This window comes from Micromonospora sp. RHAY321 (assembly GCF_023896955.1).
GTDB lineage: Bacteria > Actinomycetota > Actinomycetes > Mycobacteriales > Micromonosporaceae > Micromonospora.
Map to the genome: position 1 here is coordinate 196,796 of NZ_JAMHIW010000004.1, position 24,773 is coordinate 221,568.

The window sequence follows — 24,773 nt, forward strand, 5'->3', positions numbered from 1 at the left end:
GGCAGGAAGTGCAAGATCGCGCAGGAACCGGTGACCCGGGTCAGACCAGGCAGTTGACGATCTCGGCCACCGAGCGGCGGCGGCCCGTGTAGAAGGGCACCTCCTCGCGGACGTGCCGGCGGGCGCCGGAGGCGCGCAGGTCACGCATCAGGTCGACGATGCGGTGCAGCTCGTCGGCCTCGAAGGCGAGCATCCACTCGTAGTCGCCCAGCGCGAACGAGGCCACCGTGTTGGCCCGCACGTCCGGGTAGCCGCGCGCCATCTTCCCGTGCTCGGCCAGCATCTCGCGCCGCTCCGCGTCGGGCAGCAGGTACCACTCGTAGGAGCGGACGAACGGGTAGACGCAGATGTAGGGGCGGGCCTCCTCACCGGCCAGGAATGCCGGGATGTGGCTCTTGTTGAACTCCGCCGGCCGGTGCAGCGCCATCTGCGACCAGACCGGGGTCATCGCCCGGCCGAGGGTGGTGCGGCGGAACCGCAGGTACGCGTCCTGGAGCGCGTCGCTGGAGGCGGAGTGCCACCAGATCATCACGTCCGCGTCGGCGCGCAGCCCGGAGACGTCGTACACGCCCCGGATCACCACGTCCTTGCCGGCCAGCTCCTCGAAGAGGGACTCGACCTCACCGGTGACGTTGTCCCGCAGCGACGGCAGCGGTGCGCTGGCCCGGAACACCGACCACATGGTGTAGCGGATGCTGTCGTTCAGCTCCCGCAACCGGGCCGCGTTGGTCTGCTCGGTCATCTCGCCGATCCTCCCAGTGCTGTGATGATCTCGTCGGCCGCCGTCTCGCCGGAGCGGACGCAGACCGGAATACCGACGCCGTCGTAGCCGGCGCCGGCGAGGACCAGGGTGGGGTACGCGGCCCGCAACGCCGTCCGCGCGGCGGCGACCCGGTCGGCGTGCCCCGGGGTGTACTGGGGCAGCGCCCCGCCCCACCGCTGCACGTGCCCGTCGACCGGAGTGGGCAGCGGGGTGCCGAGCACCGCCGAGAGTTCCCGGTGCACGGTGGCCGCCAGGTCCGCGTCGGGGCGCTGGAGCTGCGCCTCCTCGCCGTACCGGCCCACCGAGGCGCGCACCAGCGCGAGCCCGTCCGGCCGGCGCAGGTGCCCCCACTTCGTGGTGAAGAAGGTCGCCGCCTTGATCAGCAGACCCTCGGTGCTCGGCACCAGGAAGCCGGACAGCTCGGGCAGCCGAGGCTGCGGCAAGGCCAGGGTGACCAGCGCGACGCTCGCGTAGTCCAGCTCGCCGACGCCCGCGGCGACCGCCGGAGCCGGGCCGGCGAGCAGGCGGGCCGCCGGCCGGGCCGGCACCGCCAGCACCACCGCGTCCACCTCGACCAGCTCCGGGTCCCGGGTCGGGCCGACCGTGAGCCGCCAGCCCGTGTCGGTCGGGGTCAGTTCGCGAACGGCGGCGTCGCGCCGTACCGTCGCGCCGCTGGCCGTCGCCGCCGCCTCGACGAGGCTGCTCAGCCCGCCGGCCAGGGTGCCGAAGACCGGGGCGCCGGGGGCACGCGGCGCGGCGGCCTGCGCCGCCCGGACCGCGCCGACCAGGGTGTGCTCCACCCGGGCCGCGCGGGCCAGCGCCGGCATGGTGGTGACCAGCGAGAGATCGTCGGCGCGGCCCGCGTACACGCCGCCCAGCATCGGATCGACCAGGCGGTCGACCACCTCGTCGCCGAAGCGGGACCGGACCAGCGCGCCCACCGACACGTCCGCGTCGGGCGCGACCAGCGGCCGGCCGCCGTCGGTGTCGGCGCCCGCCGCCGGGCGGGCGACCGTGGTCACCCGCTCCAGATCCCCGGGTACGCCCACCAGCGTGCCGCCCGGAACGGGCCGCAGCCCCCCGTCGACGACCAGCGCGGCCTGCCCGACCGTGGGGTGCACGATCTGCTCGGCCATTCCGAGCCGGCGGATCAGCGCCACCGCCGCCGACTCCGCACCGGTCGGGTCGCGCATCAGGAACGACTCGGCGCCGAACTCCACCGGCTGGCCGGCCAGCTCCCCGGTACGCAGCTTGCCGCCCAGCGCGCCGGACTGTTCGTACACCGTGATCTCGGTGCCGGCCGGTGCGCCCTCGCGCAACCGGGCCGCGGCGGCCAACCCGGCGATCCCGCCGCCGACCACCGCCACCCGCCAGGGCTGCCGCATCGCGTGTCAGCCCTGGTCGGCCCGGCGGCTGGAAAGCTCGTGCACCAAGGCCACCACCCGCGTCAGCACGTCCGGGTCGGTCTCCGGCAGCACCCCGTGGCCGAGGTTGAACACGTGCCCGGGTGCGGCCCTGCCCTGGTCCAGGATCCGGCGCACCTCGGCCTCCACCACCGGCCACGGCGCGAGCAGCACGCACGGGTCCAGGTTGCCCTGCACCGCCTTGTCCGGGCCGATCCGGCCGGTGGCCACGTCCAGCGGGGTCCGCCAGTCGACGCCGACGACGTCGGCGCCGGCCTCGCCCATCGCGCCGAGCAGCTCGGCGGTGCCCACCCCGAAGTGGATCCGCGGCACCCCGGCGTCGGCCAGCCCGCTGAGCACGGCCGTCGAGTGCGGCAGCACGTAGCGCCGGTAGTCGGCCTCGGAGAGGGCGCCCGCCCACGAGTCGAAGAGCTGCACGGCGGAGACCCCGGCCTCGATCTGCACCCGGAGGAAGGCCAGCGTCACCTCGGCCAGCCGGCCGGAGAGCGCGTGCCACAGCTCCGGATCGCCGTACATCAGCGCCTTGGTCTTCGCGTGGGTCCGCGACGGACCCCCCTCGACCAGGTAGCTGGCCAGGGTGAACGGTGCTCCGGCGAAGCCGATCAGCGGGGTGTCGCCCAGCTCGACCACCAACTGCCGGACGGCCTCGTCCACGTACGAGACGTCGTCGCGGGTGATCGGGCGGATCCGCTCCACGTCGGCGGCGGTGCGGATCGGCTCGGCGACCACCGGGCCGGTGCCCGGCACGATGTCCAGGTCGACCCCGGCCGCGGCCACCGGCACCACGATGTCGCTGAAAAGGATGGCGGCGTCTACCCCGTGCCGGCGTACCGGCTGGAGCGTGATCTCGGTGACCAGCTCCGGGCGGCGGCAGGACTCCAGCATCGGCACGCTCGCCCGGATCTCCCGGTACTCCGGTAGCGAGCGGCCGGCCTGGCGCATGAACCAGACCGGGGTGTGCGGGCCGGGCCGGCGCCGGCAGGCCCGGATGAAGGGCGAGTCGGCCGGTCCGCCGGGGCGCTGTTCTCCGTCTCGGGCGGCAGTGCCCGTGGTGTCCGTGGTCATCGCCGCAATCGTGCCACGACCTCCGCCCTCTCCCCGCCGGGGGTGAAAGGAAGGGACCTTCCTAACGCCGCCGGTGGAGCACCGGCCGCCGTCGACGGCCGGTGCCACGAGCTGCCCGTCCGCGACGGCGCGTACCGCACAGCCGAGCCCTGGTACGGAAACCGGGCGTCGGCGCGCCGTCGAAGCGGGTGGGCGGGCGGCGGCATAGGCTGCCGGCATGGCCCCCCCGATCGCGCTCCCGGAGACCTTCGCCCGCGCGGTCGCCGGGCTGCGCGCGGCGGCGCCCCGACCGGAGATCACGCTGGAGGAGGTCGGCGCTCCCCAGCGGCTGGCCCCGTACGCGTTCGCGCTCTCCGCGACCGTGCTGCGCGACGGCGACGAGGTGGCCACGGGTCGGCTGATCCTGCTGCACGACCCGGTCGGACACGAGGCGTGGCAGGGCACTCTGCGGCTGGTCACCTACGTGACCGCCGAGCTGGAGGTCGACCTGGCGGCCGACCCGCTGCTGCCCGGCGTGGGCTGGACCTGGCTGACCGACGCGCTGGACGCCCACGACGCCGGCCACCGGGCGATCGGGGGGACGGTCACCCAGACCATGTCGACCCGGTTCGGTGACCTGGCCGGCCCGCCGACCGCCGGTGACATCGAGATCCGCGCCTCCTGGACCCCGGTCGACGACGACCTGGCCCCGCACCTGCTCGGCTGGTGCGCGCTGCTCGCCTCCACGGCGGGGCTACCGCCACCCGGGGTGACCGCCCTGTCGGATCGCCGGCCCGCCGGCGCGGCCTGAGCCGCGGACCCGCGACCCACGCGACCGTCGAGTCGATCATGGGGTTGCGGTGCGCGGAGAGCCCGGCGCCACAACCCCATGATCACGGCCGCTGTCAGAGGTAGTTGTCCGCCTCGTCGCAGACCTTGTCCAGGCCCTTCATCGCCGAGTCGTAGGCACCCTTGTTGCCGGCCGCCGCCGCGCCGAGCGCGGTGGTCAACTTGTCCAGGCAGCTGGCGATGACCTTCTTCTGCCGGGCCTGCTCGTCACGGTCGTTGCGCGTCCCGGTCAGGTCCTGCTCGGTGTTGTCGAGCTTGTCCTGCATGGTCTGCAGGTCGGTCTTGAGCTTCGCGATCTCCGTGGTGTTGGCCGCGATCGTGCCGTCACGCTCGCTGACCTGACCGGTGAGCCGCTTCTCCGTACGGTTCAGCTCGCCGTTCTTGGTCACGTACAGGCCGGTCATCACCCCGCTCACGACGAAGAGCAGCGCGGCCACCAGGGCCAGCACCAGCACCGCGCGGCCACGGCCACTGCCCGGTGCCGGGGGCGGGCCGAACGGCGGCGCCATCCCCGGCGGGGCGGACATCGGCTGGCCGTACGCCGGACCGGAGACCGGCGGAGCGGACATCGGCTGGCCGTAGCCGGGGCCGGAGACCGGCGGGGCGGAGACCTGTCCGGCGTACGGCGGGGCGCTCGCCGGGTAGCCGGCCGGGGCCTGCGGCGTGCCGTACTGGGGCGGCACGGGCTGGGCGGCGCCGTACTGCGGCGCTGCCTGGCCGGGGGCGTACTGCTGCGGCGTGGGCTGGGCCGGCGCGTACTGCTGCGGTGCCGGCGCGGGCGGACCGGCCGGGTACTGCGCGGTCCGGTCGGCGGCCGGGTACTGCGCTGTCGGGTACGGCACCGTCGGGTGCGCCACGGTCTGGTCGGCGGCGGACGGGAACTGCTCCGGGGTGGCCGGCGGGAGACCCTCCGGCCCGGTGGGTGGCTGGGACATGGTTGTTCCTCCAGGTGAGCTGGTCCCGTGCCGGTGGGCGCGACGGACCGGGTGCGGCGGAATTCGCCCCGGTCCGGGGACCTGGGCCGATGGGAGACGGCCGGCGAGGGCCGCGGGTGGTGGGAGTGGCACGGCGACGTCGCCGTGCCACCGGTTCAGCAGATCTTGAAACCGTCGCAGGCGACCTTGATCGGTACGGCCAGCCCGATGCCCTCGGCGTCGCGAGCCTTGGCGGTGGCGATGCCGACCACCTGCTTGCTGCCGTTGACCACCGGTCCGCCGGAGTTGCCCGGGTTGATCGGGGCGTCGAACTGGATGGCCGGGCCGGAGTTGCCCTGAGCGTCGCGCAGCGCGCTCACCACACCGGTGGTGACGCTGTCCTCCAGGCCGAGCGGAGCGCCGACGACGACGATCTGCTGGCCGGACTTCACCACGGCGGACGCGGTGATCAGGCCGGTGAACTTGCCGGTGGTGCGCAACTGCGCCACATCGTTGGTCTTGTCGACCTTGACGATGGTGGCTGGGAAGCGCTGGTCGGTGCGCTCCAGGAAGACCTGGCGTCCGCCACCGTCCCAGACGGCCTCCACGACGTGGAAGTTCGTGAACAGGTTCGTTCCGCCACCGGCGGCGGGCTTGCCGACCGCGAACGCGGTGCCGGTGAACTCGCCGGCGCGGACCCGGAACACGCTGGGCAGCACCGCGCTGGCCACCGCCTCCGGGTTGAACGCGGCACCGGCCTGCTTCTCCAGCGCCTCCGTCCGCTGCTCCAGGCCGTCGAGGCGGATGCCGTCGCCGTCCTGGGCCTGCGCCAGGCGCCGATCGGTGTCGGCGAGCCGGTCGCCGAGCCGGTCGAGCTGGTACGCCTGCAACCCGGCCACCGCGGCCAGCACCACGACGGCCAGCGTGGCGAGCACGACCGGCCAGCGACGACGGCGGGGCGGGGCGGCCGGCAGCGGGGCGGCACCCGGCCAGCCTGGCTGCGCGGGACCGCCCGGGTGACCCGTGGTCGGGAACGGCGGGGCACTGGCGGGTGGGTACCCGCCTCCCGGGAAGCTCGGCCCGGCGGCGGGCGGGAAACCCGACCCGGCGGCCGGTGCGTATCCACCGGTGCCGGTGGACGCCGGTGGTGCGCCGGCGCCGTAGGTCGGGGCGGCACCCGGGCCGGGTCCGCCGTACGAGCCTGCCGGCACAGTGCCGTGGGGAGCCGGTGGGGCGCCCCACTGCCCGGTGTTGGGTGGTGCGGACCAGCCGGTGCGGGGAGTCGGAACGGTCGGGGACGGATCGGTGCCGCCGGGCGGGGTGGCGGGAAAGACCGAACCGGCACCGGGGTGCGGCTCGATGCGCGGTGGCAACGGTCCCGGCCGTTCGGCCCCGGGCGGACTCCCGCCCGCACCGTCAGGCTCGGCGCCCGCCGCTCGCCCGTCCCCCGAACCGAAGCCAGCCGTCATGATCGCGTTGCCTTTCCGTGGTCTCCCCGTGCCGCCATCGGCCCGTGTTCACGCGATCCGGGCCGGCGGCTCGATGGACCGTACCTGCGCGAACGGGCTTTGTCTCCCCCGATGTCCGGCATCCGAAAGGACACCTTGCGGACACCTGACCGACACGCACCGGACCGGCTGCACCCACCGGATCACCGCGCGCACTAGGGTTGGCAGGTGACCGACGAACCACCCCTGCGCCGTCGGCCCACCGAAGAACTCCCGGGAAACGCACCCCAGCACCCGCCGTCGGCCCAGCCGCAGCCGGCGAGCCAGGGGACTGACCCGACCGACGGTGGGCCCGTTCCGCTGATCGCACCGCGTGACGGCACCCCCGATCCGGTGGCCGCCCCGGCCGAGCTCGCCGAGGTCGTGGCCCGTTTCGCCGCCGGCACCGGCCCGGTCGCCCTGGATGCCGAGCGCGCCTCCGGATACCGGTACAGCCAACGCGCGTACCTGGTGCAGCTGCGCCGGGCCGGTGCGGGCACGGCGCTGATCGACCCGCTGCCGCTGCCCGACCTCAGCGCGCTGGACGCGGTGATCGGCGAGGCCGAGTGGGTGCTCCACGCGGCCAGTCAGGATCTGCCCTGCCTGGCCGAGGTGGGGCTGCGTCCGCGCCGACTGTTCGACACGGAACTGGCCGCTCGGCTGGCCGGGTTCGAGCGGGTCGGCCTGGCCGCACTGACCGAGCAGCTACTCGGTTACACCCTGGAGAAGCACCACTCGGCGGCCGACTGGTCGAGCCGTCCTCTGCCGGAGTCGTGGCTGACCTACGCGGCCCTCGACGTGGAGCTGCTCACCGACCTTCGCGACGCGCTCGACGCCGAGCTGGCCCGACAGGGCAAGTCGGAGTGGGCCGCGGAGGAGTTCGCCGCGCTGGTCCGCACCGGCGCACGCCCGCCCCGGGTCCGCGCGGAGCCCTGGCGACGCACCTCGGGCATCCACCGGGTGCGCGGGGCGCGGGCGCAGGCCCGGGTCCGTTCGATGTGGTACGCCCGGGACCAGATCGCCGCCCGGCGGGACGCGGCGCCCGGTCGGGTGCTGCCGGACTCGGCGATCATCGCCGCCGCCGAGCTGGACCCGAAGGACGAGAAGACGCTGCTGACGCTGCCCGGTTTCGGCGGTCGGTCGGTACGCCGGCTGGCTCGCACCTGGCTCGCCGCGCTGGACGACGCCCGGCAACTGCCGGACGACGCGTTGCCGGTCACCCCGGCGGTGGAGGGTCCGCCCCCGCCGCACCGGTGGGCCGAGCGGGACCCGGTGGCCGCCGGTCGGCTGGCCCGTTGCCGGGAGGTCGTGATCAGGATCGCCGCCGAGCACAACCTGCCTCCGGAGAACCTGATCACCCCGGATTCGGTCCGTCGGCTGGCGTGGACGCCACCGGAGGAGCTGACCGAGGCCACGGTGGCGGAGACCCTGCGCGGCTTCAACGCCCGCGAATGGCAGATCGCTCTCCTCACCCCCCACCTGACTCCGGCCCTGAGCCCGGAACCGCCGTCCCTTTCCTGATCTCCTCCACCGGGTGAGGTGTGGGGTGGGCCACAACGAGGGGTGGGTACGGGTTTGGTTACTGGCGAGTAGCATTCGGGGGAACGTGCCCGTGTCGGCGACCCTCATCCGGTCCGGAGTGCCGCCTGCCGGCGCGAACGCCGAATGATGGTCGAATAGGAGGCTCAAGTGCCCCGTGAAGTTCGGGATGTCGTCTTCGTCGACGGCGTCCGTACCCCGTTCGGCAAGGCGGGTGGCATGTACGCCAACACCCGCGCCGACGACCTGGTGATCCGCTGCATCCGTGAACTGCTGCGCCGCAACCCGCAGCTCCCGCCGGAGCGGGTCGAGGAGGTCGCCATCGCGGCCACCACCCAGATCGGCGACCAGGGCCTCACCATCGGGCGCACCGCCGCCCTGCTGGCGGGTCTGCCCAAGACCGTTCCCGGGTTCGCCATCGACCGGATGTGTGCCGGCGCGATGACCGCGGTGACAACCGTGGCCAGCGGCATCGCCATGGGCGCGTACGACATTGCCATCGCCGGCGGCGTCGAGCACATGGGCCGCCACCCCATGGGAGAGGGCGTCGACCCCAACCCGCGCATCGTCGCGGAGAAGCTGGTCGACCCGTCCGCGCTGGTCATGGGCGCCACCGCGGAGAACCTGCACGACCTGGTCCCGCACATCACCAAGGCCCGCACCGACGCGTTCGCGCTCGCCTCGCAGCAGAAGACCGCCAAGGCGTACGCCAACGGCAAGCTCCAGGACGACCTGGTGTCGATGTCCATCCGTGACGCGGAGGGTGGCTGGGGTCTGGCCACCGTCGACGAGGCCCCCCGGGACACCTCGCTGGAGAAGCTCGGCACCCTGAAGACCCCGTTCCGCCCGCACGGCAAGGTCACCGCGGGCAACGCGGCGGGCCTCAACGACGGTGCCACCGCGAGCCTGCTCGCCTCCGAGGACGTCGCTCGCGAGCTGGGCCTGCCGGTCGCCATGCGGCTGGTGTCGTTCGGTTTCGTGGGTGTGGAGCCGGAGGTGATGGGCGTCGGCCCGATCCCGTCGACGGAGAAGGCGCTGCGCATCGGCGGGCTCAGCATCGACGACATCGGCCTCTTCGAGCTGAACGAGGCGTTCGCCGTGCAGGTGCTCGCCTTCCTCGACCACTTCGGCATCGCCGACGACGACCCGCGGGTCAACCCGTGGGGCGGCGCCATCGCCATCGGTCACCCGCTGGCCTCCTCCGGCGTGCGGCTGATGACCCAGCTGGCCCGCCAGTTCGCCGAGCACCCCGAGGTCCGCTACGGCCTCACCGCGATGTGCATCGGCATCGGCATGGGCGGCACCGTGATCTGGGAGAACCCGCACTGGACGGAGGGCAACAAGTGAGCGCGCTCGCCGCACCGAACGAGGTCGTCACCAGGGCGCTGCTGCGTCAGGTGAACGTACCGGGGCTGGACCGGCCCGCCGCCCTGATCACGCTGGACAACGGCTTCGACCACACCAAGCCGAACACCTTCGGGCCGGCCGGCCTGACCAGCCTGGACGAGGCGATCACCGCCGCCCTGGCCGCCGACCCGGCGTTCATCGCGGTCACCGGCAAGCCGTACATCTTCTGCGTGGGCGCGGACATCGTCGGCCTGCCGCAGCTCGCCGACCGCGCGCAGGCGCTGGAGATCGGCCGGCTCGGCCACCGTGTCTTCGCCCGGTTGAAGGACAGCACCGTGCCCACGTTCGCGTTCGTGAACGGCGCGGCGATGGGCGGTGGCCTGGAGCTGGCACTGCACTGCCACTACCGGACGCTCTCCGGTGGCGCGGCGGCGCTCGCCCTGCCCGAGGTCTCCCTCGGTCTGGTCCCCGGCTGGGGCGGCACGCAGCTGCTGCCGAACCTGATCGGCATCCCCGCCGCCACCCAGGTGATCATCCAGAACCCGCTGATGCAGAACAAGATGCTCAAGCCGAAGCAGGCCGCCGAGCTGGGCATCGCCGACGTCCTGCTGGAGCCGGCCGACTTCCTGGAGCGGTCCCTGGAGTGGGCCGCCGGCGTGGTGCGGGGCCAGGTCACCGTGACCCGGCCCGAGGTCGACAAGGACATGTGGGCGGGCGTGCTGTACTTCGCCCGGGAGACGCTGAACCAGCGGCTGCACGGCGCGGTCCCGGCCGCGTACAAGGCGCTGGACCTGCTGGAGACGGCGAAGGACGCCGACTTCGCGGCCGGCACCGCCGCCGAGGACGAGGCCCTCGCGGACCTGGTCTTCTCCGAGGAGCTGCGCAGCGGCCTGTACGCGTTCGACCTGGTGCAGCGGCGGGCCAAGCGCCCGGCCGGCGCACCGGACAAGGGCCTGGCCCGCACGATCACCAAGGTCGGCATCGTCGGCGCCGGCCTGATGGCCAGCCAGCTGGCGCTGCTGTTCGCCCGTCGACTCCAGGTGCCGGTCGTGATGACCGACCTCGACCAGTCCCGCGTGGACAAGGGCGTCGGCTACGTGCACACCCAGATCGAGAAGGCCGTCACCAGGGGCCGGATGGACAAGAACACCGCCGCCAAGCTGTACGGCCTGGTCAGCGGCACGGTCGACAAGAGCGCCTTCGCGGACGCCGACTTCGTCATCGAGGCGGTCTTCGAGGACCTGGGCGTCAAGAAGCAGGTGTGGGCCGAGCTGGAGAAGATCGTCTCCCCGGAGGCGGTGCTCGCCACCAACACCAGCTCGCTCTCGATCACCGAGATGGCCGCGGATCTGGAGCACCCGGAGCGGGTCGTCGGCTTCCACTTCTTCAACCCGGTGGCCGTGCTGCCGCTGCTGGAGATCGTCCGCGGCGAACGGACCGACGATGTCACCCTCGCCACCGCGTTCGCGGTGGGCAAGCAGTTGAAGAAGTCCTCCGTGCTGGTCAAGGACGCCCCGGCGTTCGTGGTGAACCGGCTGCTCACCCGCTTCCTGGGCACCGTCTTCGCGGCCGTCGACGCGGGCACCCCGCTGGACGTGGCGAACAGCGCGTTGGACCCGCTGGGCCTGCCGATGCGCCCGCTCGCCCTGCTCCAGCTGGTCGGGCCGGCCGTGGCGTACCACGTGGGCGGCACGCTGCACGCGGCGTACCCGGACCGGTTCGGAGTCAGCGAGAACCTCAAGCGGATCGCCGACTCGGGCCAGCCGATCGTGGTCGACGACCAGATCAACGACGAGGTCGCGAAGCTGCTCGTGGTCGGCGACCAGCCGCTCACCGAGGAGCAGGTCCGGCAGAACGCGCTCGACGCGCTCGCGCAGGAGATCCGGCTGATGCTGGACGAGGGCGTGGTCGCCGAGGCACAGGACATCGACCTGTGCATGATCCTGGGCGCCGGTTGGCCGTTCCACCTGGGTGGGGTCACCCCGTACCTGGACCGGACCGGCACGTCCGAGCGGGTCACCGGCCGCCGGTTCCTGCCGCGCGGGGCGGCGAGCCTGCCCGCCTGACCGATCGCAGCACCATCGTCGCGGTGGTCGGACCGTCCTTCGTGGACGGGCCGGCCACCGCGGTCGTTTCTCCGGCAGCGGATCGCACGGGCACGCGCGCACGGCCCGCGCGAGGATGCGCGCGACCCCGCGTGGGATCGCAAAGAGCCAGCGCAGGGCACGTGTGGACGGGCAGCGGGCCGACCTGCCGCCGGGTTAAGATCACCCGCTTTGCAATCCCATCTTGGAGCTGACTGATGTCCCAGCCGCCGGCCAACCCCTACGGCCCGCCGCACGATTCCCCTCCCCCGCCGCAGCAGCCGCAGCAGCCCGGTGGCTGGCCGCCGCCGCAGCAGCAGGGCTTCCCCCAGCAGCAGGGCTTCCCGCCCGCACAGCCGGGTCAGCCGTACGGCGGCCCGAGCCTGGCCGGTGGCCCGCCGCCGGCGAAGAAGTCGAAGGTCGGCAAGATCGTGCTGATCGTGCTGTCCGTGGTGCTGGTGCTCTGCCTCGGCGGTGCGGCGATCACCTGGTTCGCCGTCAAGGACGAGGTCGGCGATGTCGTCGACGCCACCACGACCCGGGTGGTCGCGCCGGCCACCCTCGCCGGCCGGCCGAAGATCGAGGACCCGGAGCTGCAGAAGCTCTCCGACGACATGGTCGCCGAGATGAAGGCGACGGTGCAGAACGAGACCAGCGCCGTCGGCGCCTTCTACGGCGACCCGGCGAAGCAGGACCTCGTCATGATCGCCGGCACGTCCGGCCTGATGGCGGACCCGAAGAAGGAGCTGGACACCGCCGTCACCGGGCTCTCCGCCGAACTCGGCGTGACCACCATGGCGCCGGTCGAGCCCGGGCCGCTCGGTGGTGACGCGCGCTGCGGCGACGGCAAGACCGACGGGGTGCCGCTGGGCGTCTGCGTCTGGGCCGACCGGGGCAGCGTGGGTCTCGTGGTGGTCTTCTTCAAGACCGGCGCGGAGGCAGAGGTCGAGTTCGCCACCATCCGGGGCCAGGTCGAGCAGCGCTCCTGAGCCGAACGGAAGCGCAAGATCCGCGCACCTTCGGGGAAACTGCTGCCTCTGTCAAAGTCTGAGGCGACAACGTCCCTGAAGGTGCGCGGATCCTGGCCGTCAAGCGGCCGTACCGCCGGCCACCTAGGCCGGCACGTCACCCGCCCCCGCGACGTTCGCCGACGCGGCCCGCGCCGCCGCTGCCGCCGCCCGCTCGGCTGGGCTACCGAGCACGCAGAACTCGTTGCCCTCCGGGTCGGCGAGCACCACCCAACCCCCGCCGGTCGGGCCGACATGATCGGCGACGTGCACCGCGCCGATGCCGAGCAGCCGCTCGACCTCCTCGCCCCGGGTCCGGTCGGTGGGTTGGATGTCCAGGTGCAGCCGGTTCTTCACCGCCTTGTCCTCCGGCACGGCGAGGAAGAGCACCTCGGGGCCACCCGGCGGCAGGAGCATCGCCTCGGGGTCGCCGGGGAAGTCGTCGGGCTGCCGGGGGCAGTCGAAGACCTGCGACCAGAAACCGGCCAGTGCGTACGTGTCGTGACAGTCGATGCTGATGTTGTGAATCGTCGAACTCACGGTTGTTCCTCCACAGTGGTGGTGGGGACACGCTTCCCGGCGCCTGCGTGCCACGCGGCGCTCGTTCCGTGGATACGCGGCTGTCCCCTCCGTGCTGGATGGGATGCTCCGCCTCAGGGAGTCAGCCGAGAGGGACCCGGGGCGCGGAGCCAGTGCTGGTGGACATCGACGCACCCCCCTTCGATCGAGCTGACCCGGTGATCTTTCCATCGGGTGCGGACCGCCCGCAACCCCGTCGAGGCCGGGTCAGCCGCCGACGGCCGACACCGGGCCGGCGACGGGCGGGGCATCCGCCGACGGGAGCGTGACGGTCACCTCCAGGCCACCGCCGGGCTGCGCGATCACCCGTACCGTGCCACCGTGCGCGTCGCAGACCGCGCGGACGATGGACAACCCCAGGCCGGAACCGCGGGCCCCGGTCCGTTCCCGGCCGCCGCGCCGGAACGGCTCGAACAGCCCCGGCACGTCGGCCTGGTCCACCTCGAAACCGGTGTTGCCCACCACCAGCCAGGAGCGCTCGCCGTCGGTGCCGGTACGCACCCAGAGCCGGCCGTGCAGGTGGTTGTAGCGGACCGCGTTCTCGATGAGGTTGCCGGCCAGCCGGTCGAGCAGGCCCGGGTCGCCGACCACCGGCGCGGACTCCAGCGACGTCTGCACCCGCAGACCGATCCGCTCGACCTCCCGGCGCATCGCCGACAGCGCGTTGGCGGTGCCCGCCGCGAGGTCACACTCGGTGCGCCGCCCCAACCGGCGCCCGGCCTGCGCCTCGCTGCGGGCCAGCACCAGCAGCGCGTCCACCAGACCGTTGGCCCGCTCCGAGGCGTCCCGGACCACGGTCGCCATCCGGCGGTACTCACCGGCGTCCGCGTCGTCGTCGCTGAGCGTGACGTCGATCTCGGTCCGCATCACGGCCAGCGGGGTACGCAGCTCGTGCGAGGCGTTGGCCACGAAGCGTTTCTGCGCCTCGAACGCGGACGCGATCCGGTCCAGCATGGCGTCGAAGGTCTTGGCCAGCTCGGCCACCTCGTCGTCGGCGCCCGAGTAGCCGATCCGCTGATCCAGGGTCGCCTCGCCGAGCCGCTGCGCGGTCGCCGTGACCTGGTGCAGTGGACGCAGTGCACGGCCGGCCACCGCGTACGCGCCGGCCACCCCGACCACGCTGATCGCCAGCAGCGCGACCAGCCCCTTGGCCAGCAGCTCACCGGAGGCGGCGTCGAGGAGTTGACGCTGCCACTGGCCGGCGTCCAGCGTGCGGCCGTCGGCCAGCACCACCGTGGTGCCGGGCAGCAGCTCGTCGGTGGGCCGCAGCGCGTCGCGGACGAGCAGCCAGGCCAGCAGCACCAGGATCGCTCCCGCGCCGACCAGCAGCACGCCGTTGAGCAGGGTCAGCCGCAACCGCAGGGTGGGCCGCAACCGCGCCCGCCCCGTCATGCCCCCACCTCGGCGGTGCGGTAGCCGGCGCCGACCACCGTCTCGATCAGCGGTGGGTCGCCGAGCTTCTTGCGCAGCGTCATCACCGTGACCCGGACGATCGTGGTGAACGGGTCGGTGTTGGCGTCCCAGACCCGTTCCAGCAGCTCCTCGCTGGAGACCACCGCGCCGCGCGCCTTGAGCAGCTCGCAGAGCACCCCGAACTCCTTGTTGGTGAGGTCGACCGGCACGCCGGCGCGGGTGGCGACCCGTCGTGCCGGGTCGAGCACCAGGTCGGCCAGTTCGAGCACGGGGGGCGCGGCCGGGGTGGCCCGCCGGCCCAGCGCCTGCACCCGGGCGACCAGCTCGTCGAAGGCGAACGGCTTGGGCAGGTAGTCGTCCGCGCCGAGCTGCAACCCCTCCACCCGGTCGGCCACCGTGCCGCTGGCCGTCAGCATCAGCACCCGGGTCAGCGCACCGGAGGCGGCCAGGTCGGCGCAGATCTGGTCACCGTGCACGCCGGGCAGGTCGCGGTCCAGCACGACCACGTCGTACCGGGTGACGAACGCCGCCTCGTGGCCGGCGTCGCCGTCGTAGGCCACGTCGACGGCCATCCCCCGCTTGCGCAACCCGCGCGCGATCGCGTCGGCGAGGTTGCGCTCGTCCTCCACCACCAGTACCCGCATCCCGGCCTCCTCGCTGCTGACCACCGACAACCTAGTGCCGGCCGGCAAACCATCGTCCCTCGCCGCCCGCGCCGGGCGACGTTGCGGACCTTTTCGGCGTACGCGATGCTTCGCCGGACGCAAGCGACGAACGGACCTGGCATGACGATCGCGGCACCACCCACCCGGCGGGACATCGCCTACCGGGGCTTCCACCTGCCGGCCGACACGACTGCCGGCACCGCCGACGGCCTGCACGCCGCCGAGCGGGGGTTGGGCCTGCGCGACGCCGACCAGCCGGTGTCGCGGGGCACGTGGACGTCACCGCCGGTACGGGTCGGCTTCGCAGTCGCCGAGGTGGTGCCGTCCTGGACCGCCGACGCCCCCGACGGCTGCTGGATCGAGGTCGAGCTGCGCGGCTGGCACGACGACGGGCCCAGCACCGGCTGGTACCTGCTGGCCCGCTGGGCGGCCGACGACCGCGCGGTGCAACGCACCTCGGTGCCCGGGCAGCGTGACGGCGACGCCCGGGTCGACACCGACACCCTGATCGTGGGCGGAGCGACGGTTACCGGTTGGCAGGCGCGGGTGACTTTGTGCCGGCCGGCCGACAGCCCGACCGGCCCGGTGCTGCGCAGCATCGGGGCGGTCGCCACCGGCCCCACCCCGACCGGCTTGGCCGACGAGCCGGGGTACGGCGCGGACCCGGCCGCCGCCCGAGGGAGGGTGCTGGACGTGCCCCGCTACTCCCAGCGGCTGCACGCCGGCCAGTACCCGCAGTGGGGTGGCGGCGGCGACTCCTGGTGCAGCCCCACCTGCACCTCGATGGTGCTCGCCTACTGGGGTGCCGGGCCGACGCCGGAGCGCTACGCCTGGGTGGAGCCACCCGGCCCGCGACCGGTGGTGGTGCACGCCGCCCGGCACTGCTACGACCACGCGTACGCCGGGGCCGGCAACTGGCCGTTCAACACCGCCTACGCCGGCCTGCACGGGGTGGACGCGTTCGTCACCCGGCTGCGGTCGCTGGCCGAGGCGGAGGCGTTCATCGCCGCCGGCATCCCGCTGATCGTGTCCGCAGCCTTCCGGGCCGGCGAGGTGCCGGGTCTGCCCTACGACACCAGGGGACACCTGATGGTGCTGGTCGGCTTCACCGCCGACGGCGACCCGGTGCTCAACGACCCGTACGCGCCGGACGACGACTCGGTGCGTCGGGCCGTGCCCCGGCAGCGGTTCGAGGCGGCCTGGCAACGCGGTAGCGGCGGCGTGGCGTACGTGCTGCGGCCCGCGTCGGTGCCGCTGCCCCCGCCGCCCGCTCAGCCCAACTGGTGATCAGTCGGGCATCCGGAACAGCCGGTACGAGCCGTCCACACGCTGGCAGAGCAGCAGGCCCACGCTCGCCTGGCAGTTCCCGGCGACGTCCGGCAGCACGTCCAGCATGCGCGCCTCCCCGGAGCGGGCGTCCAACCGCGCGACGAGCAGCCCACCCTCCGGGTTTCGGCGCACGCCGACCAGCGGGCTGCCGAAGCCGGACTGGGCCAGCTCCCACCGGCCCAGCTCGGCCAGCTCCCGACCGGTCAACGGATCGAGTACGACGAGCTGTTCGAGGGCTGGGCCGGAGCTGGTCGCCGCGCTGGCCATCAGCCGCCCCCCGTAGGGAAAGACCGACGCCCAGCCGTCGCCGCGCCACCTCTCCTGCCCGGTGGCGGGGTCGACCGCCCGCAGCCCGACGCCACGGACGTGCAGACACAGGAGGGGGCCGCAGTCCGACGCGAACTCGGCCTGGTCGGCAGGGACGCTCCACCGCCGGTCCAGCCGGTCCAGCCCGTACGCGGTGATCGTGGCCGGGGTGCCTGCGGTGGTCAGCAGCAGGTCGTTCACCACCTGCACGGCCCCGGGCCAACCGCCGGGTGGGCGTACGTCGGCACGGGCCAACACCGTGCCGGTGATCGCGTCGCGTACCTCGACCGGGCCGTTCACCCGGAAGAGCACCACGCGGTCCGCCCCGCGTCCGGTGTGCCGCAGGTGCACGTCGGCGGTGACGGAAGACTGCCAGCGCACGGTGCCACAGCACGGATCGACCGCGCGCAGGGCGATCGGGTCGTTTCCGCCGCTGGACGACTCCAGCAACAGGTTGCCGTCGGCCAGCTCGGCGGGGCTGCCCGGCTGCTGCCACCGGTACGCCCCGGTCTCCCGGTCGAACGCCACGGACACGGTGCCCTGACCGGGCATGGTGCTCTCGTAGACCGTGACCAGCAGCGTCCCGGCCGCCGACGTGATCCCCCAGGACCGGCCCTCCACCGGTACCCGGGTCTGCCAGACCGGCCCGCCACCGGGCAGCCGGAAGACGGTCAGCCGCCGCTGGGTCGGCCGAGCGGGGCTCGGGTCGAGGACCACGAACAGGTCGCCGTCGAGCAGCGTCTCGGCGGCGAGCTGCGCCGGCAGCGTCACCACGTCCCGCCGGGGCGGCAGCCCGGCGGAGGCGAGGGTGGCCAGCACCAGCAGCAGGACCAGAGCGCACCGGGGCATCCGGCCGTTGGCTCGGGGTGGGCGGGGCAGCGGGTCGGGATCCGGGGTGTGCCGCAGCTCGCCGAGGTCGATGACCGGGCCGGTCACGGCCGCAACCGCCACAGCGCGGTCGAACCGTCGAGGCGCTGGCAGAGCAGCATCGGCAGGGACGCCTGGCAGTTGCCGACGACGTCCGGGAGCACGTCGATGATCCGCGATCGACCGGCCACCAGGTCCAGTTCGGCGACGACCAGCCGCCCGTCGTCCACGGGACGCACCCCGACCAGCGGGTCGTCGCGTCGGAGCGTCGGCACCAGGTTCCACTGGCCCAGCTCGGCCCGCGCCTGCCCGGTCGCCGCGTCCCGCGCCGCGTACCGCTGGTCGGGCCCGGCCACCAGCAGCCGGCCGTGCCGGATGTCGGCCAGCGTGTCCCGGCCCGGGTCCGACCAGCGCACCGCGCCGGTGGCCGGATCGAGAACCTGAAGGCCGCCGGTCTGCTGCAGGGCGCAGAGCAGGCCCGCGCACCCGACCACGTACGACACCAGCGGCACGTCGACCGTCCACAGCGGATCGAGCCCGGCCAGGCGGTGGCCGACCAGCCGGGTGCTGCCGGGTGGGACGAGCAGCAGCAGGTCGTCGACGACCTGCACCCGCTGGAACGCCGACCGGTCACCGGTCAGCGTGTCGATGCTGCGCAGCTCACGACCGGTGGCGGCGTCGTGCACCTGCACCTCGCCGGTCGGCTGCACGAGCACGATCTGGTCGACCTGCCCGTTGTCCAGGTGGTAGGCGGGGTTCCCGGGCGGCGGAATCGGCACCGACCACAGCCGGCGCCCGGTGTCCGGCTCGACCCGGCTCAGCACGCCCGGCCCGTCCGTCGTGTCGTCGACCAGCAGCAGGCCGCCGTCGGCCGTCGGTTGGGAACGCCCCGGATGCTGCCAGCGGCGCTGGCCCGTCCCGGCGTCGAAGGCGGTGGTCTGGAACACGCCGTTCTCGGCGCTGGCCCCCAGGGCCAGCACCAGCCCTCGCTCGACCCGGACGTTGAGGTAGTCACCGCTGCGGGCCAGCGGCGCCTGCCACCGGCGTCGCACATCCCCGCCCGGCGTCGGCTGGGCGTACGCGGTCAGAAACCGGTCCCCGCCGGATGTCGGCGGGTCGACCACGAAGACGCCGTCCGCGCTGAGGTACGCCGCCGCCGCCCGCGCGGCCGGCACCGGGCTCACCGTCCGCCCCGTCGCCGGTGCCGCGCCGGCCAGCGCGACCAGGGCCAGCAGCAGCACCGCCCCGCTGCGCAGCGGACGACCGGCGGCGCGGGGTCGGCGGACCGGCGGCGCCGGGGTCGGCTCGTCCCGGACCTCGCCCAACTCGATGATCGACACCGACCGTCCTTCCGTCACCGCGTACGGGCTCGCCGGCGGGTCGCGTCCGGCAAACCGACCGCGGGTGCACCGGCCCGGCAAATGCGACGCATGGTCGCCTGTACGATGGCGCGTCGTGGCCGTGCCGGTGGTAGACCCTTCGCTGAATCCCGTGACCGACGCCGACCCGGCCGAGGTCGAGCCGACACGGCGGCCTCGACGCCGACCCGCCCGCGCCGATCTGTTGGCCCTCGGAGCCTATGTGCTGCTGGGCGTGTTCGTCTGCCTCAACTACTGGGGTGACGTGACCGGCCGGGTCTCCTCCCATCTGCCCACCGACCACAGCTGGTTCGAGTGGCTGTTCGCGCACGGCGCGTACTCCGTGCGCCACCTGGAGAACCCGCTCTTCACGGCCCGCCAGAACGCCCCCGACGGGGTGAACATGATGGCCAACACCTCGCTGCTCGGGGTGACCCTGCCGCTGGCCCCGCTGACCATGCTGCTCGGCCCACAGGTGATGTACGCGCTCTACCTGGGCGGGGCGTTGGCGGCCACCGCCGGCACCGCGTACTGGATGCTCTCCCGGCACCTGGTGCGCTCCCGGGCGGCGGCCTTCGTCGGCGGCGCCTTCCTCGGTTTCGCGCCGGGCATCATCCACCACGCCAACGGCCAGCCCAACTTCGTGTCCAACTTCCTGCTACCGCTGATCGTGGTGCGGGTGCTGCGACTGGGTGAGCCGGGGCGGTGGCGGCGCAACGGCCTGGTGCTCGGCGTGCTGGTGGCGTACCAGATCTTCATCAACGAGGAGATGCTGCTGCTCACCGCGCTGGCCTGCCTGGTCGTCGTGCTGGCGTACGTCGTGCAGCGTCCGGCGGCGGCGCGGGCCGCGGCCGGCCCGTTCCTCGCCGCGCTCGGCGTGGGCGGCGGGCTGGCGCTGGTGCTCGCGGCGTACCCGATCTGGTTCCAGTTCAACGGCCCGCAGTCGTACCGCGGTCTGCAGGGCGGCGTCTTCCACAACTGGGGTGAGGATCTGGTCGCCTTCGTGACCTTCGCCCGGGACACCTGGGCCGGCGACCCGGCCGTGGAGAAGACGATCGGGCTGACCGAGCAGAACACCTGGTTCGGTTGGCCGCTGGTGCTGCTCTCGGTGGTGGCCCTGGTGCTGCTCGTCCGCCGGTCGCTGGCCGCCCGGATCGTCGCGGTGCTGATCGCGGTCTTCACCGTGGCCGCCATCGGGCCGGTGGTGCGCTTCAACGGCGTCGAGACCACTGTGCGCGGCCCGTGGTCGTACGTGCCGGACGACCTGCCGCTGGTCGAGATGATGATGCCGACCCGGTTGACCCTGGTGGTCGCCGCCGCGGTGGGCGTACTGCTCGCGTTGACCTGGGACGCGGCGTCCCGCCAGGGACGCCCGCCGGCCGACCGACCGCGGGTGCCGGCACCGCGCGCGGGCGAGCCCGAGGCGTCCGGCACGCCGGCCGCACCCGCGCCGGTCGCGTCGCGCCGACGGTGGCTGCGCCCGGTCGGGTACGCGGCGGTCACCCTCGCCGTGCTGCCGCTCTTCCCCCGGCCGCTGCCGGCCCAGCCGATGGACCCGCCGCCGCACTTCATCACCGCCGGCGGCTGGCGGCCGTACGTGCCGGCGGGCCGGACCCTGGTGCCGGTGCCGATCCCCAGCAACGTGCACGGTCTGCCGACGCTGCGCTGGAGCGCGCTGACCGGGCAGGAGTTCCCCATCCCCGGCGGCTACTTCATCGGCCCCAACGAGGTGGGCGAGGGCGTCTTCGGCGCGCCGAACCGGCCGACGAGCAGCCTCATCTACTCCACGATGGACACCGGCGCGGTGCCGGCGCTCACCGACGAGAACCGCCGTCAGGCCGTCGAGGACCTGCGGTTCTGGCGGGCGTCGGTGGTGGTGCTCGGGGCGCACCCGCGTGAGGCGGTGCTGCGCGACCTGGTCACCGCCCTGATCGGCCCGCCGCAACGCGTCGACGACGTCTGGGTCTGGGACGTCCGCGCGCTGGTGGGGTAGTCGAGCCGCTGGTCAGCCGACCCGGTCCCGGACGTCCCACACCCATCCGCCGTCGACCGGTCGACCCGGGCCGAGCAGATCGTCGACGGTCCGGCGGACCGGGTCGCCGTGCGGCAGCCGGCCGAGCACCACCAGCGCGGCCCGCCAGTGCCGCAGATCCTCCACGGCCTGACTCCGGTCGGCGTCGGTGAGCACCGGCACCGCACCGGTCTCGGCCACCCGGCGCAGCAGCACCGCGGTGGGCCGGTCCGGCGCCCCCCAGCGGGCCGTCGGGTCGTCCGGGCCGCTCGGGCCGATGAAGTACCCGCCCGGCGCGCGGAACGCCAGCCCGGTCCGGGCGGACCAGAGCATCACCGGGCTGAACCCGGCGCCGGTGACCGGGGGTACCGCCACGATGGTCCGACCGGGCGGCACCTGCGGACGCCACCCGCCGTCGGCGACGAATCCCGGCACCGGCGCGACGGGCACCGCCCGGATCGGCGTGGGCACCAGGGGCAGCAACGCGGCGGCCACCGCGCCGCTCCAGAGCAGCCGCACCGGCAGTCCCGGCGCGACCGACGGCCGGCGCGCCGCCCGGACCCGGTCCAGGGAGAGCGCCACCAGCACGCCCAGCACCGGCACGCAGACCAGCGCGAACCGGGCCGGCACCGCGAGGTCGAGCAGCGGCAGTCCGGCGACCAGCCGGTACGGCCCTGGGACACCGGTGGCCGTGCCGTCCACCCGCAGCTCGGTGCCGAGCGAGAGCAGGGCGAAGAGGAGGCCGCACCCGGCCAGCGCGCGGACCAGCGGTCGCCGCCACAGCCAGATCACGATCACCACGGCGAGCACCAGCAGCCCGGGGCCGAAGAACGAGTTCTCCTCCGTCGGGTTCGGCGAGAGCAGCCCCGGCAGCCAGTCGTCGCCGAGCACGGTCTGCCGGGCCGACGCGGTGAACGACGCCGCGTCCAACTGGAAGCCGTGCGCCGCGAAGGCCATCCCGGAGTAGTGCTGCGGGCCGTGGAACTGGAACCACAGCGGGTACGCCAGCGGCACCGCCGCCACCACGGCAGCCACGGCGAGCCGGCCCAGCAGGGCCGGTGCGAGCCTCCGGGCGGCCACCCGGTCGGCGAGCGCGTAGCCCAGCGCGAACACCCCGGCGGCGAGTGCCAGGAAGACCAGCACCTCCTCGCCGATGAAGACCTGCCAGGCGAGCAGCAGCCCGAGGCCGACGCCGGGCCGCCACACTGCGCCGGAGCCCGGCCCGGGGCGGAACACCAGGGCGAGGATCGCCGGCACCAGGAACTGGGCGGCCATGTGCAGGTGGGCGCCCGCCTGGGCGATCATGCCGGGGGCGAAGCCGCAGATCAGGCCGCCGACCGCCGCCGCCGACCGGGCGGTGACCAGGCGGCGGCGCAGCAGCGCGTACCAGGCCGTGGCGGTGCCGGCGAGGCAGCAGACGACCGCCACGCAGAACGCCGCCTGCGAGCCGACGAGCAGGGTGACCGGGGCCAGCGGGACACCCAGGCCGAGCACCGAGGTGTTCGCCATCAGGTTGACCCCGTCCGGCGCGTTCAGGGCGGTGCTGTAGAGCGGGTTCTCCCCCTGGACCACGGCGTTGGCCGCGTGGGCCAGCATCCACTCGAAGAGGACCTGGTCGCCGGCCTGGTGGAAGAGCCGCCGGGGGTTGCTCCACTGCCCGCTGGTCAGCAGCACGGCCAGAGCCAGGTAGCCGGTCACCACCAGCGCGTCCGGCAGCCACGCCGGCCGGGGCCGGTGTGGTGTCGCCGGGACCGTCGTCTCCGGGGACGCCGTCCCGGTGGTCATCAGACCGAGCGGTCCGTCAGTGTCCGGACGTCCCACACCCAGACGTCCAGCTCCTGGCGGCCCGGACCAACCAGCTCCTCGACGGTACGCCGCAGCGGCTCGGCGTTCTGCTGCCGGACCGGCAGCACCAGGATCGCCGCACGCCAGTGCCGCAACTCGTCCATGAAGCGGCGGCGCTGCCGGTCGTCCAACTCGGGCGTACGGCCGGTGGTCGCCACCTCCTCCAGCATCTGACCCACTCCGCTGGGTCGGCCGCCGAACCGGCCCGGGTCACCCGTGTTGCCGTTGCGGGGGGCGAGGAAGTAACCGCCGGGGATCTTGAAGTCGAGATTCGTTGCCGCCGCCCAGCGCATGCCGTGCGTGTTTCCCATGCTCGGCACCGGGATCGGCACCAGCGTCTGGTCCGGGGCGACGTACGCCCGCCAGCGGTCGGCGGTGATGAACTTCGGCACCGGCGGCCGGGAGACCATCCGCAGCGGCATCGGCGCGATCGGCAGCAGTGCGAACGCCAGACCGGCGACGACCAGCTTCCGCACGGTACGCCGGTCGGCCGGGCGCAGCGCCCAGGCCCGCTCGACGGCCAGCGCGAGCAGCAGACCGATCACCGCGCTCGTGATGAGACCGAACCGGGTCGGCACCACCGCGTCCAGCAACGGCAGGTGGACCAGCCACTGCCACGGCCCGGCGACCAACTCCCGGTCCCACCAGGAGACCCGCTCGCCGAGAGACAGAACGGCGAAGAACACGCCCGTCGCCGCGAGTGCCCGGACGACCAGATTCCGCCGCAGCCACACCACGACGCCGACGGCGAGCAGCGACAGGCTCCAGCCGAAGAAGGCGTTCTCCTCCGAGTAGTTCGGCGCCAGGTTGATGTTGGCCCGCTGGTTGCCGCCGAGGGTGGGCGAGCCGGGGGCGAAGAAGGCGGCGATGTCGTTGCCGTAGTCCTGCACGGCGTCGCTGAGCCCGTGGTACGCCATCGGCCCGGCGAACTGCACGTACAGCGGGTACGCCAGCAGCGCCCCGGCCAGCAGCGAACAGGTCGCCAGGCCGGCGGCCAGCGGTCGCCACGCCGCCCACCAGCGGGCCGGCTCCTGGGCGAGCACCGCGAGCAGGAAGACCCCGCAGGCCATCGCCGTGAAGAGCAGGATCTCCTCGTTGATGAACGCCTGTGCGGTGACCAGCAGCGCCAGCAGCGCCCCGTCGCGCACCGGCCGCCGGGACCGGGTCAGGACCAGCACCCGCCAGACGATGAACGGCAGCAGGAACTGGCTGATGATGTTCGGGTGCCAGCTGGCGTGCGAGAGCATCGCCGGGGAGAACCCGCAGAACCACGCGCCGGCGGCCGCCGCGAGCGGGGTGCGCACCAGGTGCCGGGAGAGCATGACGTACCAGGCCATCGCCGTGCCGGCGAGGCCGAGCGTCACCAGCACCACGAAGGACACCGCCGGCCCGAAGAGCAGGGTCACCGGCACCATCGGGATGCCCAGCGCCAGAACGGCCGTGTTGGCCATCAGGTTGACGCCGTCGGGGTAGTTGAACTGTTCGGTGTAGAACGGGTACTCGCCGTGCAGCACCACGCGTACCGAGTGGGCCAGGAAGAACTGCACCTGGGCCGGGTCGCCGGTGTAGAGCGACGCCGCCCGACCGGCCGGGTCCAGCCAGATCCGGCTGGTCACCCAGACCGCGGCGAGCAGGAACAGCGCACCCACGGCGAGGTCCTGCCGCCGCCGGGTCCACAACCGCCGCCGCGTTCCGGCCGGTGCCTCCGCTCCGTCGTCCGCCCCGGTCTCGTCCGGCGTGATGGTCGGCGCAGCGGTCGGTACGGCGGTGGGCGTGGCCGGGCCGGCGAGCGCGGGCTCGACAGTGGCGACGGAAGCCCTGGCCGGCGCGCCGGCCGGAGTGTGCTGGCTCACTGTCTCGTCGGGGCCGGCCGCCGCCTCCCGGTGCGGCGCGGACAGGGCGCGGGACTCGGCAGGCGTCACAGTCGGCGGAGTCTACCCGA

General features: G+C 73.8%; 19 protein-coding genes. 7 read left to right on the forward strand and 12 right to left on the reverse strand.

What is annotated here, in order from left to right; translation table 11 throughout:
• Positions 1 to 40: 40 nt before the first annotated feature.
• From hemQ to hemE, 3 genes are read right to left on the reverse strand one after another with little or no spacing between them, the layout of a single operon-like run.
• Positions 41 to 742, reverse strand: coding sequence for a hydrogen peroxide-dependent heme synthase (hemQ, locus tag M8C17_RS12055; protein ID WP_252416520.1), 702 nt, complete (start codon positions 740 to 742; stop codon positions 41 to 43).
• The gene (gene hemG / locus M8C17_RS12060) at positions 739 to 2,148 is read right to left on the reverse strand and encodes a protoporphyrinogen oxidase (RefSeq protein WP_252416521.1); all 1,410 of its coding nucleotides are present in this window, start codon (positions 2,146 to 2,148) and stop codon (positions 739 to 741) included. Before hemG ends, hemQ begins: the two co-directional genes overlap by 4 nt.
• Before the next feature lie 6 nt (positions 2,149 to 2,154).
• A complete protein-coding gene (gene hemE / locus M8C17_RS12065) occupies positions 2,155 to 3,252 on the reverse strand; it encodes a uroporphyrinogen decarboxylase (RefSeq protein WP_252416522.1) in 1,098 nt (365 codons plus the stop codon).
• 217 nt (positions 3,253 to 3,469) lie between these two features.
• On the opposite strand from hemE, the gene M8C17_RS12070 reads away from it, so the two are divergent.
• Positions 3,470 to 4,042 carry a DUF3000 domain-containing protein gene (locus tag M8C17_RS12070; protein ID WP_252416523.1) on the forward strand — a complete coding sequence of 191 codons (573 nt, stop codon included), beginning with the start codon at positions 3,470 to 3,472 and terminating at the stop codon, positions 4,040 to 4,042.
• 94 nt (positions 4,043 to 4,136) lie between these two features.
• Here M8C17_RS12070 and M8C17_RS12075 read toward each other — a convergent pair whose 3' ends face one another.
• Both M8C17_RS12075 and M8C17_RS12080 read right to left on the reverse strand, forming a co-directional pair.
• A complete protein-coding gene (locus tag M8C17_RS12075; protein ID WP_252416524.1) occupies positions 4,137 to 5,015 on the reverse strand; it encodes a hypothetical protein in 879 nt (292 codons plus the stop codon).
• Positions 5,016 to 5,170: 155 nt separating this feature from the next.
• A complete protein-coding gene (locus M8C17_RS12080) occupies positions 5,171 to 6,463 on the reverse strand; it encodes a S1C family serine protease (protein WP_252416525.1) in 1,293 nt (430 codons plus the stop codon).
• 207 nt (positions 6,464 to 6,670) lie between these two features.
• Here M8C17_RS12080 and M8C17_RS12085 point away from each other — a divergent pair, with 207 nt between their 5' ends.
• The 4 genes from M8C17_RS12085 to M8C17_RS12100 all read left to right on the forward strand — a co-directional run bounded on the left by M8C17_RS12085 (position 6,671) and on the right by M8C17_RS12100 (position 12,440).
• Positions 6,671 to 8,002: a ribonuclease D gene (locus tag M8C17_RS12085; protein WP_252416526.1), complete on the forward strand. Its 1,332-nt coding sequence runs from the start codon at positions 6,671 to 6,673 to the stop codon at positions 8,000 to 8,002.
• 168 nt (positions 8,003 to 8,170) lie between these two features.
• The gene (locus M8C17_RS12090) at positions 8,171 to 9,367 is read left to right on the forward strand and encodes an acetyl-CoA C-acyltransferase (RefSeq protein WP_252416527.1); all 1,197 of its coding nucleotides are present in this window, start codon (positions 8,171 to 8,173) and stop codon (positions 9,365 to 9,367) included.
• Positions 9,364 to 11,433 carry a 3-hydroxyacyl-CoA dehydrogenase NAD-binding domain-containing protein gene (locus M8C17_RS12095; RefSeq protein WP_252416528.1) on the forward strand — a complete coding sequence of 690 codons (2,070 nt, stop codon included), beginning with the start codon at positions 9,364 to 9,366 and terminating at the stop codon, positions 11,431 to 11,433. The genes M8C17_RS12090 and M8C17_RS12095 overlap by 4 nt, the downstream gene beginning before the upstream one ends.
• A 236-nt stretch (positions 11,434 to 11,669) precedes the next feature.
• Complete coding sequence (locus M8C17_RS12100) at positions 11,670 to 12,440, forward strand: hypothetical protein (protein WP_252416529.1); 771 nt, start codon at positions 11,670 to 11,672, stop codon at positions 12,438 to 12,440.
• Between the two features lie 123 nt (positions 12,441 to 12,563).
• On the opposite strand, the gene M8C17_RS12105 is transcribed toward M8C17_RS12100, so the two are convergent.
• From M8C17_RS12105 to M8C17_RS12115, 3 genes are all read right to left on the reverse strand, one after another.
• Positions 12,564 to 12,998: a VOC family protein gene (locus tag M8C17_RS12105; protein ID WP_252416530.1), complete on the reverse strand. Its 435-nt coding sequence runs from the start codon at positions 12,996 to 12,998 to the stop codon at positions 12,564 to 12,566.
• A gap of 246 nt (positions 12,999 to 13,244) precedes the next feature.
• On the reverse strand, positions 13,245 to 14,429 hold the full coding sequence (locus tag M8C17_RS12110; protein ID WP_252416531.1) for a cell wall metabolism sensor histidine kinase WalK: 1,185 nt from the start codon (positions 14,427 to 14,429) through the stop codon (positions 13,245 to 13,247).
• A complete protein-coding gene (locus M8C17_RS12115) occupies positions 14,426 to 15,094 on the reverse strand; it encodes a response regulator transcription factor (protein WP_112586810.1) in 669 nt (222 codons plus the stop codon). Before M8C17_RS12115 ends, M8C17_RS12110 begins: the two co-directional genes overlap by 4 nt.
• 141 nt (positions 15,095 to 15,235) lie before the next feature.
• Between M8C17_RS12115 and M8C17_RS12120 the strand changes: the two genes are divergently transcribed.
• Entirely contained in the window at positions 15,236 to 16,402 is a 1,167-nt protein-coding gene (locus tag M8C17_RS12120; protein ID WP_252416532.1) for a peptidase C39 family protein, read from the forward strand.
• Here M8C17_RS12120 and M8C17_RS12125 read toward each other — a convergent pair whose 3' ends face one another.
• Positions 16,403 to 17,686: a PQQ-binding-like beta-propeller repeat protein gene (locus tag M8C17_RS12125; protein WP_252416533.1), complete on the reverse strand. Its 1,284-nt coding sequence runs from the start codon at positions 17,684 to 17,686 to the stop codon at positions 16,403 to 16,405.
• A complete protein-coding gene (locus tag M8C17_RS12130; RefSeq protein ID WP_252416534.1) occupies positions 17,683 to 18,957 on the reverse strand; it encodes a PQQ-binding-like beta-propeller repeat protein in 1,275 nt (424 codons plus the stop codon). Before M8C17_RS12130 ends, M8C17_RS12125 begins: the two co-directional genes overlap by 4 nt.
• Before the next feature lie 151 nt (positions 18,958 to 19,108).
• On the opposite strand from M8C17_RS12130, the gene M8C17_RS12135 reads away from it, so the two are divergent.
• Positions 19,109 to 20,968, forward strand: a complete 1,860-nt coding sequence (locus M8C17_RS12135) for a hypothetical protein (protein WP_252416535.1) — start codon at positions 19,109 to 19,111, stop codon at positions 20,966 to 20,968.
• A 12-nt stretch (positions 20,969 to 20,980) separates the two neighbouring features.
• On the opposite strand, the gene M8C17_RS12140 is transcribed toward M8C17_RS12135, so the two are convergent.
• Together M8C17_RS12140 and M8C17_RS12145 are read right to left on the reverse strand one after the other, a co-directional pair.
• Positions 20,981 to 22,771 carry a hypothetical protein gene (locus M8C17_RS12140; protein ID WP_252416536.1) on the reverse strand — a complete coding sequence of 597 codons (1,791 nt, stop codon included), beginning with the start codon at positions 22,769 to 22,771 and terminating at the stop codon, positions 20,981 to 20,983.
• Positions 22,771 to 24,753 carry a hypothetical protein gene (locus M8C17_RS12145; RefSeq protein WP_374558161.1) on the reverse strand — a complete coding sequence of 661 codons (1,983 nt, stop codon included), beginning with the start codon at positions 24,751 to 24,753 and terminating at the stop codon, positions 22,771 to 22,773. The genes M8C17_RS12140 and M8C17_RS12145 overlap by 1 nt, the downstream gene beginning before the upstream one ends.
• Positions 24,754 to 24,773 lie beyond the last annotated feature (20 nt).

Excerpts from the sequence above, each read along its gene's own strand:
- M8C17_RS12070 (WP_252416523.1), top strand. The coding sequence starts at position 3,470 with ATGGCCCCCCCGATCGCGCTCCCGGAGACCTTCGCCCGCGCGGTCGCC.
- M8C17_RS12120 (WP_252416532.1), top strand. The coding sequence starts at position 15,236 with ATGACGATCGCGGCACCACCCACCCGGCGGGACATCGCCTACCGGGGC.
- M8C17_RS12140 (WP_252416536.1), bottom strand. The coding sequence starts at position 22,771 with ATGACCACCGGGACGGCGTCCCCGGAGACGACGGTCCCGGCGACACCA.
- M8C17_RS12110 (WP_252416531.1), bottom strand. The coding sequence starts at position 14,429 with ATGACGGGGCGGGCGCGGTTGCGGCCCACCCTGCGGTTGCGGCTGACC.
- M8C17_RS12100 (WP_252416529.1), top strand. The coding sequence starts at position 11,670 with ATGTCCCAGCCGCCGGCCAACCCCTACGGCCCGCCGCACGATTCCCCT.
- hemQ (WP_252416520.1), bottom strand. The coding sequence starts at position 742 with ATGACCGAGCAGACCAACGCGGCCCGGTTGCGGGAGCTGAACGACAGC.
- hemE (WP_252416522.1), bottom strand. The coding sequence starts at position 3,252 with ATGACCACGGACACCACGGGCACTGCCGCCCGAGACGGAGAACAGCGC.
- M8C17_RS12080 (WP_252416525.1), bottom strand. The coding sequence starts at position 6,463 with ATGACGGCTGGCTTCGGTTCGGGGGACGGGCGAGCGGCGGGCGCCGAG.
- M8C17_RS12115 (WP_112586810.1), bottom strand. The coding sequence starts at position 15,094 with ATGCGGGTACTGGTGGTGGAGGACGAGCGCAACCTCGCCGACGCGATC.
- M8C17_RS12075 (WP_252416524.1), bottom strand. The coding sequence starts at position 5,015 with ATGTCCCAGCCACCCACCGGGCCGGAGGGTCTCCCGCCGGCCACCCCG.
- hemG (WP_252416521.1), bottom strand. The coding sequence starts at position 2,148 with ATGCGGCAGCCCTGGCGGGTGGCGGTGGTCGGCGGCGGGATCGCCGGG.